This window comes from Kitasatospora sp. NPDC088160 (assembly GCF_044741445.1).
In the GTDB taxonomy this organism is placed as follows: domain Bacteria; phylum Actinomycetota; class Actinomycetes; order Streptomycetales; family Streptomycetaceae; genus Kitasatospora.
The window spans coordinates 181332-188056 of the sequence record NZ_JBIUSS010000001.1 but is presented as its reverse complement, the minus strand read 5'-3'; the positions used below and the strand labels follow the sequence as shown (position 1 = coordinate 188056).

The 6725-nt window shown below is 74.9% G+C and carries 7 protein-coding genes; 4 read left to right on the top strand and 3 right to left on the bottom strand.

Annotation, left to right across the window (positions count from 1 at the left end; all coding sequences use genetic code 11):
• Window positions 1–140 precede the first annotated feature (140 nt).
• On the bottom strand, window positions 141–770 hold the full coding sequence (locus ACIOGZ_RS00730; protein ID WP_363579528.1) for a LysE family translocator: 630 nt from the start codon (window positions 768–770) through the stop codon (window positions 141–143).
• Window positions 771–937: 167 nt separating this feature from the next.
• On the opposite strand from ACIOGZ_RS00730, the gene ACIOGZ_RS00725 reads away from it, so the two are divergent.
• Window positions 938–1396, top strand: a complete 459-nt coding sequence (locus tag ACIOGZ_RS00725) for an Lrp/AsnC family transcriptional regulator (RefSeq protein WP_400843622.1) — start codon at window positions 938–940, stop codon at window positions 1394–1396.
• Between the two features lie 34 nt (window positions 1397–1430).
• On the opposite strand, the gene ACIOGZ_RS00720 is transcribed toward ACIOGZ_RS00725, so the two are convergent.
• The gene (locus ACIOGZ_RS00720; RefSeq protein ID WP_363579530.1) at window positions 1431–2681 is read right to left on the bottom strand and encodes a cytochrome P450; all 1251 of its coding nucleotides are present in this window, start codon (window positions 2679–2681) and stop codon (window positions 1431–1433) included.
• A gap of 243 nt (window positions 2682–2924) precedes the next feature.
• Between ACIOGZ_RS00720 and ACIOGZ_RS00715 the strand changes: the two genes are divergently transcribed.
• Window positions 2925–3845 (top strand): hypothetical protein, encoded by a 921-nt coding sequence (locus ACIOGZ_RS00715; protein WP_400984211.1) that lies wholly within the window; start codon window positions 2925–2927, stop codon window positions 3843–3845.
• Window positions 3846–4152: 307 nt separating this feature from the next.
• Here the strand turns inward: ACIOGZ_RS00715 and ACIOGZ_RS00710 are convergent, their stop codons facing one another.
• Window positions 4153–4422 carry a zf-HC2 domain-containing protein gene (locus ACIOGZ_RS00710; RefSeq protein ID WP_400843628.1) on the bottom strand — a complete coding sequence of 90 codons (270 nt, stop codon included), beginning with the start codon at window positions 4420–4422 and terminating at the stop codon, window positions 4153–4155.
• Window positions 4423–4477: 55 nt separating this feature from the next.
• On the opposite strand from ACIOGZ_RS00710, the gene ACIOGZ_RS00705 reads away from it, so the two are divergent.
• Together ACIOGZ_RS00705 and ACIOGZ_RS00700 are read left to right on the top strand one after the other, a co-directional pair.
• Window positions 4478–5041 (top strand): sigma-70 family RNA polymerase sigma factor, encoded by a 564-nt coding sequence (locus ACIOGZ_RS00705; protein ID WP_363579536.1) that lies wholly within the window; start codon window positions 4478–4480, stop codon window positions 5039–5041.
• 243 nt (window positions 5042–5284) lie between these two features.
• The gene (locus ACIOGZ_RS00700; protein ID WP_400984209.1) at window positions 5285–6658 is read left to right on the top strand and encodes an MFS transporter; all 1374 of its coding nucleotides are present in this window, start codon (window positions 5285–5287) and stop codon (window positions 6656–6658) included.
• Window positions 6659–6725: the final 67 nt, after the last annotated feature.

The following is a 6725-nucleotide window of genomic DNA, read 5'->3' as shown; positions in this document are numbered from 1 at the left end:
GCTGATCGGCGGGCACAGCCTGATCGGTGGAGGCGGGCTGATCGGCGGGCACAGCCTGATCGGTGGAGGCGGGCTGTTCGGCGGGCCGGGTGCCGGGGAAGGTCGGACGCTCTGTCATGCCCGGCATTGTGCTCCCGTTCTCAGGCGCTCGCCGTGACGCCCGCCACCAGCATCAGCAGCACCGCCGAGACGAGGGTCATCCGGCGCGCCGCGCGCGGGGTGCCGCCGAGCCGTCCGCCCAGGCGTCCGCTGGCGTGCGCGACCAGCCCGTACACGACGGCGCAGGCCAGCACGTTGAGCGAGCCGAGGGCGAGCACCTGCCCGCCGACCGGCAGCGCGGCGCCCGGCTCGACGAACTGCGGCACCAGGGAGAGGTAGAGCAGCAGCCCCTTGGGGTTGAGCAGGGCGGTCAACATGCTCTGGCGCAGCACGGTCGCGGTGGGCTGCGGCTTGGGCTCGGTGAGGGCCGTGGCGCCCCCGCCCTTGCGCAGCGCGAGCAGCATGGTGACGGCCAGCACCAGCAGGTACGCGGCGCCGGTGAGGCGCAGGACGGGCAGGGCGGCGGGGACGGCACGCAGCGCGGCGGCCAGGCCGGCGCTGGAGAGCAGGGTGTGGACGGCGTAGCCGGCGCAGACGCCGCCGACCGCGGTGAAGGCGGCGCGCCGGCCCTGGCCGAGGCCCCGGGCGGCGATGTAGAGCCAGTCGGGCCCCGGTGTGCAGACCAGCAGCAGGTCGACTCCGAGGAAGAGGAGGAGGGCGTGGGTGTCCATGGGTGGCGGTGACCTGTCGTGCTCGTTCGGGCGGGTCCCGGCCGTTGGTCCGGTGATCCTCGCGGCACCTGTCCGGTGCGTTCGGTCACTGAAGGTAGCCGGATAGCCCTGGCACACGATGGCCACTTCCTGCTCGCCCGGCCCGCGTTTTGGCAGAATATTGCGCCATGGACCGAATCGACCGCAGAATCCTCCGCGAGCTCCAGCAGGACGGCCGCCTGACCAACGCCGACCTGGCCGCCCGGGTGGACCTCACCCCCTCCCCCTGCCTGCGCCGGGTCCGACAACTGGAGCAGGACGGCGTGATTCGCGGCTACCGCGCGCTCCTGGACGGCACGGCGGTCGGACGCGGCTTCCAACCCTTCGTCACGATCACCATGCGTCACGAGGATCAGGTGACGGTCGCCGAGTTCGAACGCCGGGTGGCGGAGCTGCCGGAAGTGGTGGAGGCGCACCGCCTCTTCGGGGAACCCGACTACCTGCTGCGCATCGCGGTGGCCGACATCGCCTCGTACGAGCGCTTCATCACCGACGTGCTCTCCGGCCTGCCGGGGATCGCGCAGGTCAACTCCCATCTGACGATGAAGCAGGTGAAGGCCGACCGGGGGCTGCCGATCGGCGGGTAGGGCGCGAACGGGGGCTCGGAGGGCTCGGACCGGTTCAGAACGTGAAGCGCAGCGACCGGACCCGGTGGTCGAAGTTGGACGGAACGATGTCCGGCTCGCCGACCGACCGCACCTCGGGCAGCCGGGCGAACAGCTCGCGGAACAGCACCTTCATCTCCTGCCGGGCCAGGTGCGCCCCGATGCAGTAGTGCGGCCCTCCGCCGCCGAAGCCGAGGTGGGGGTTGGGCGTGCGGGTGATGTCGAACGCGTCCGGGTCGGGGAAGACCGTCTCGTCCCGGTTGGCCGAGCCGAAGAACAGTGCGACCTTCTCTCCCGCGCGCAGCAGCGGGCCCCCGGGGCCGCCGAGCTCGTGGTCGACGGCGAGGGTCCGGCGGAAGTGGATGATCGGCGTGGCGTGGCGGATGATCTCGTCGACCGCACCGCCGAGCCCCCCGTCGAGGTCCGCGAGCAGCAGGGCGCGCTGCTCCGGGTGCGCGGTCAGCAGGTGCAGGCCGTGGGCGAGCGCGTTGCGGGTGGTCTCCACGCCGGCCACCAGCAGCAGGGAGAAGAACGCGCCGAGTTCGCGTCCGGTGAGCCGACGGCCGTCCACGTCGGCGGTGACCAGGGCGGAGATCAGGTCCTCGGTGGGCCTGCGGCGGCGCTCACGGCCGATCGAGGCGACCATGCCCTGCATGCGGGCCAGTGCCAGCAGCCCGCGCCCGGGCATCCGGATCCGGCGGCGCAGCGGGCGGGCCACGCCGATGTTCTCGGAAGCGTGGTTGACCTGGTCCAGGATCATTCGGCGCGGGTGTTCCGGGATCCCCATCATGGTGCAGATCACCTGGAAGGGGAGCTCGGCGGCCACGGAGGTGACGAAGTCCTCCGGCCGCCGCCGCTCGACGTCGTCGACCAGACGGGTGGCGACGCGGCGGATGTCCTCCTCTACCTGGCCGAGCAGCCGGGGGGTGAAGGCTCGCGAGACGATCCTGCGCAGCTGGGCGTGCCGGGGGTCGTCGAGGTTGACCATCGAGTCGCCGAACACCAGCCGGACCCAGCGGGGCGGTTCCGGGGTGGTGACGCCGGGGCCGCTGAGGAACACCGCGGGGGTGCGGCTGGCCTCGACCACGTCGGCGTGGCGGACCAGCGCGTGGAAGCCCCGACCGGTGGCGGGATCTCCGAAGAACACCGGCGCGGGGAGTCGGCGCAGTTCGGCGAAGGCGACCGCGCGGGCGGGGGCGGGCAGCTGCCAGAAGCGGGGGTCGGCGAGGTCGGCGGCGGGGGCCGCCAAGCCGGTCGAGGTCTCCATGGCCGGGCCTCCTGCTTCGCGTTCGGGGTCCGCCCGGCGGCCACCATCGGTGCCGGGGTGTGCACATTTAGTGAGCAAGCGGAGGGCGATGTCAAACCGCGTCGATGGTCGTACGAACGGGTTGGTGCGGCGGCCGGACCGGGTGTCTCGACGCGCGGCGGCACGGGGCCGGGCATGGTCTCACGGGGTGGAACCGGCCAATACCGGAGGGTGCGGTCCGGGCCGGGCGGGACGGGTGCGACGATGAGTGCCATCGTGATGACCGACCGGATCCGCCTGCTGCGCGCCGTGGTCTTCGCCGCGCTGTGCGTGGCGCTGGCCGCCGCGGCGCACGTCGCCATGGCCGGAGCCGGGGTCTCACCGCCGGTGCTGGCCGGCGCGTTCGGGGCCGTCCTCGGTCTGACCTGGCTGCTCGCCGGCAGGCGGCGCGGGCTCGGCGCGATCAGCGCCTGGATGGTCGCGGCGCAGAGCGCGCTGCACCTGCTGTTCGAACAGGCCGCGGCGCTCGGCCGGGGAGGCGGCGGTCTCGGCCGGCTCGCCACCACGGACTGGGCCTCGCTGCTGCTCTGCAACCCCGAGCGGGTCCCTGGCGGGCTCTCCCCCGTCGAGCTGGCCCGGATGGCGGGCCTCGACCCGGACGTCCCGCCCGCCGCCAACGGCCTGCACGCCATGGCGGGCATGCACCACGGGACGGCGGCGGCGGGTGTGGTTTCCGCCCCGGTATCGGTATCGGTACCCACGTCCGCGTCGGTCTCCGTGTCGGTCTCCGCGTCCGCTTCGGCTTCGGCTGATGGGACGGCGCTGGACGTGGCCGGGATGGCAGGGATGCCCTCCGGGACGACACACGGCATGGCGCACGGGATGGCGCACGGGATGTCCCTCGGGATGATCGCCGCCCACGCGCTCGCCGCGCTGGCCTGCGCGCTGCTGCTGTGGCGCGGTGACGCCGCGCTGGTCCGGCTCTTCGACCTGCTCGGCGCGCTCGGCACCGTGGTCGCGGGAGTGCTGGTGCTCCCGCTGCTGGCGCTGTTCGCGCGCCCCTTCGGCTACCGCCCGCCGACTGCGCCCCGGCCCACCGGCGGCCGGACCCGGCCATCCCGGTCAGTGCTGCTCACCCATGCCGTGGTCCGGCGCGGCCCGCCGGCGCTCGCCCTCGCCTGCTGACGCGCCCGCCGCCCCCACTCCTCCGCCCACCGCCCCCGGCAGCCCACCGCCGCCGGGGACCGCAGGGCCCACGGGGTTCGCTCGACGGGCAGGTCGCCCTGCCGCTCGGCCGTGCCTTCGCCGCCGTGCCGCCAGGGCCCGGACCCGCGCCCGCCCACCGTCTCCTCCGTGGAGGCGCCGTGGGCCGCGCGGAAGTCCCATGGACCGCCGGCGGCGCCGCCTCGGGTGGCGCCGCTCCCAGCCCTCCCCTCAGGACCTTCGCATGCCTGACTACGACGGCGCACCGGCTTGGGCCGGCGCCACCGTCCTACCGCTCCACGGCCTCCGGCCCGTCCGGGGCCTGACCGCCCCCGAGCCCCCTCACGCCGAGCCCGTCCAGCAAGCGGGCCGACCACTCCTCCGACGGACCGGCGGCGGCGCTCACCCGGACGCGGCCGCGCAGTTGCTCGGCCCGCTCCAGCCACGCCCGGCAGCCGGCGCAGCGCGCGACGTGCCCGTCCAGCCGGCCATCCGGCAGTCCGGTCGGTTCGCCGTCGAGCCGGGCCGACAGGGCGGTACGGAACTGCGCGCATCTCATACGACCATCGTCCCGCACTGCCCTCGCGGTGGGACCGGCCGGGTGGGAGGCCGCCGTGGATGACGAGCAGCTCACCGCGCTCGCGCTGACCGCCCGCGCGGGCCGGGCCCCGGACGTCGAGGCCTTCGTCCGTGCCACCCAGCGGGACGTCTGGCGGTTCGTCGCCCACCTCACCGACGTCCAGTCCGCCGACGACCTCGCACAGGAGACCTTCCTGCGCGCGCTGCGCGGCTTGCCCGCGTTCGCCGGCCGCTCCTCGGCCCGCACCTGGCTGCTGTCGATCGCCCGGCGCACGGTGATCGACCGGTACCGGACGGCCGCCGCCCGACCGCGCTGCGCGGCGCTGCCGGACTGGCAGGAGGCGGCGGAGCGACAGGGGGCCGAACCGGCGGCCGGGTTCGAGGACGGCGTCGCGCTCGGGGACCTGCTCGACCGGGTGCCCGCCCAGCGGCGGGAGGCCTTCGTGCTCACCCAGGTGGTCGGCCTGAGCTACGCCGAAGCGGCCGAGGTCGCCGGTTGCCCGATCGGCACCGTACGCTCCCGAGTCGCCCGCGCCCGGGAGGAGCTGATAGCCCGGCTCCGCGCGGCCGAGGGCGGGGAACTCGCAGCGGCCTGCTGAGCGGACGGACGGCAGGTGGCAGCAACAGATGACAACTAACAGATAACAGATTTCGAAATCTGTTATCTGTTAGTTGTCGGTTGCCATCTGTCCGTCGCCCGCCACCCCCGCCCGCCCATCCGTCGGCCCATCCGAAAATTCCCCCACATGTTCGGAACTGGAGCCCCCGCGCCTCCGACTGCTGTACCGGACCCCGCCGCCGAGGCGGTGTCCGGGACAGCAGCCGGGCAACGGAGGGACTCCATGGCAGCGCAACAGCCACTGGCCGCCGCCACACTGACGGACCGTCATTCCGATGCGGCGGACCGGTGGATCCTGGTCGTGGCCGCCGGGCTGCTCTCGTTCGTCGCGATGCTCGACATGAACGTGGTCAACCTGGCCCTCACCGATATCTCGGCCAGCCTGCACGTGTCCGCCGGGGTCGCCCAGTGGGCCACCCTCGGCTACCAACTCCCTCTGGTGGCACTCCTCCTGCCCGCCGGGCGCTGGCTGGACCAGGTGGGCACCCGCTCGGCGCTGCTGCTCGCCGTCAGCTGCTTCGCCGCGTGCAGCGTGCTGGCCTCCCTCGCCCCCTGGGCGGGCTGGCTGATCGCCGCCCGGCTGCTCCAGGGCGCCTTCGGCGCGGTGCTGTTCGTCCTGATGCCTGTGCTGGCCGCCACCTCCGTCCGCCCCGAGTCCCGCGGACGGGCGATGAGCGTCCCGGCGACGCTCGGCCCGCTCGGCGCCGTCACCGGGCCGGTCATCGGCGGCCTGCTGCTGGACCACTTCGGCTGGCGGGCGGTCTTCCTGATCAAGCTGCCGGTCTGTCTGGCCGCCGTGCTGATCGTGCGCCGGTACGCCCCGCGGCGGGGCCGCCTGCGCCCGCCCGACCGGGCATCACTCGGCGACGCCGCCCTGATAGGCGCGGCCGTCGCCGCCGTGCTGCTCGCGCTGACCCTGGCCCCGGAGGCGCCGCTGTGGCTGCTGCTGGCGCTGCCCGCCGCCCCTCTGGTGCTGGTCTGGCTGCGCCGCCCCGGGGGCAGGCCGGTCGCCGAGGTACTGCGGGCCGCCGGAACCGTCGGGGTCAACGCGTCGGTGCTGGCCCTCGCCGCCGGCTTCGCGGCCTGCCACTACCTGCTCGCCCAGCACCTGCGCGGCCCGGGTGGCGAGAGCGCCACCGCCACCGCGCTCACCATGCTGGCCTTCCCGCTCGGCATGGTGCTGGCCGGCCGGGCCGGCGGGCGGCTGGCCGACCGCTGGGGCGCCCGCCCGACCGCACTCGCCGGCGCCGCCGTCACCACCCTCGGCCTGGCGCTGCTCGTCCCGCTGGACACCGGCTGGTCCGCCGCCGACGTCGCCTGGCGGCTCGCCCTCGCCGGTGTCGGGATGGGCCTCAACGGCGGCCCCACCCAGGCCCTGGTGATGACCGCCTCGCCCCCCGGGAAGCTCGCCACCGCGGGCTCCGCCGTCCAACTGGCCCGCAGCCTGGGCTTCGCCCTCGGCCCGGCCCTGGCCGGCGCCGCCGCGCTGGCCGGCGACCGCGCCACCACCGGCACCCGGGCGGGCATCGCCATGGCCGCCCTGGTCGCGGCGACGGCCGTGGTCCTGCTCGCCCTGCACCGCCGTCCACGGACCTGAGACCGCCGGACCGCGTCTCCCCGCGCCCGCGCCCGCACCCTCAGAGCCCGCGCCCCCAGAGCCCGCA

Bases quoted from the DNA above. Each gene is read 5' to 3' on its own strand.
- ACIOGZ_RS00710 (WP_400843628.1), bottom strand. From the start codon at position 4,422: ATGAGATGCGCGCAGTTCCGTACCGCCCTGTCGGCCCGGCTCGACGGC.
- ACIOGZ_RS00715 (WP_400984211.1), top strand. From the start codon at position 2,925: ATGAGTGCCATCGTGATGACCGACCGGATCCGCCTGCTGCGCGCCGTG.
- ACIOGZ_RS00720 (WP_363579530.1), bottom strand. From the start codon at position 2,681: ATGGAGACCTCGACCGGCTTGGCGGCCCCCGCCGCCGACCTCGCCGAC.
- ACIOGZ_RS00730 (WP_363579528.1), bottom strand. From the start codon at position 770: ATGGACACCCACGCCCTCCTCCTCTTCCTCGGAGTCGACCTGCTGCTG.
- ACIOGZ_RS00725 (WP_400843622.1), top strand. From the start codon at position 938: ATGGACCGAATCGACCGCAGAATCCTCCGCGAGCTCCAGCAGGACGGC.
- ACIOGZ_RS00700 (WP_400984209.1), top strand. From the start codon at position 5,285: ATGGCAGCGCAACAGCCACTGGCCGCCGCCACACTGACGGACCGTCAT.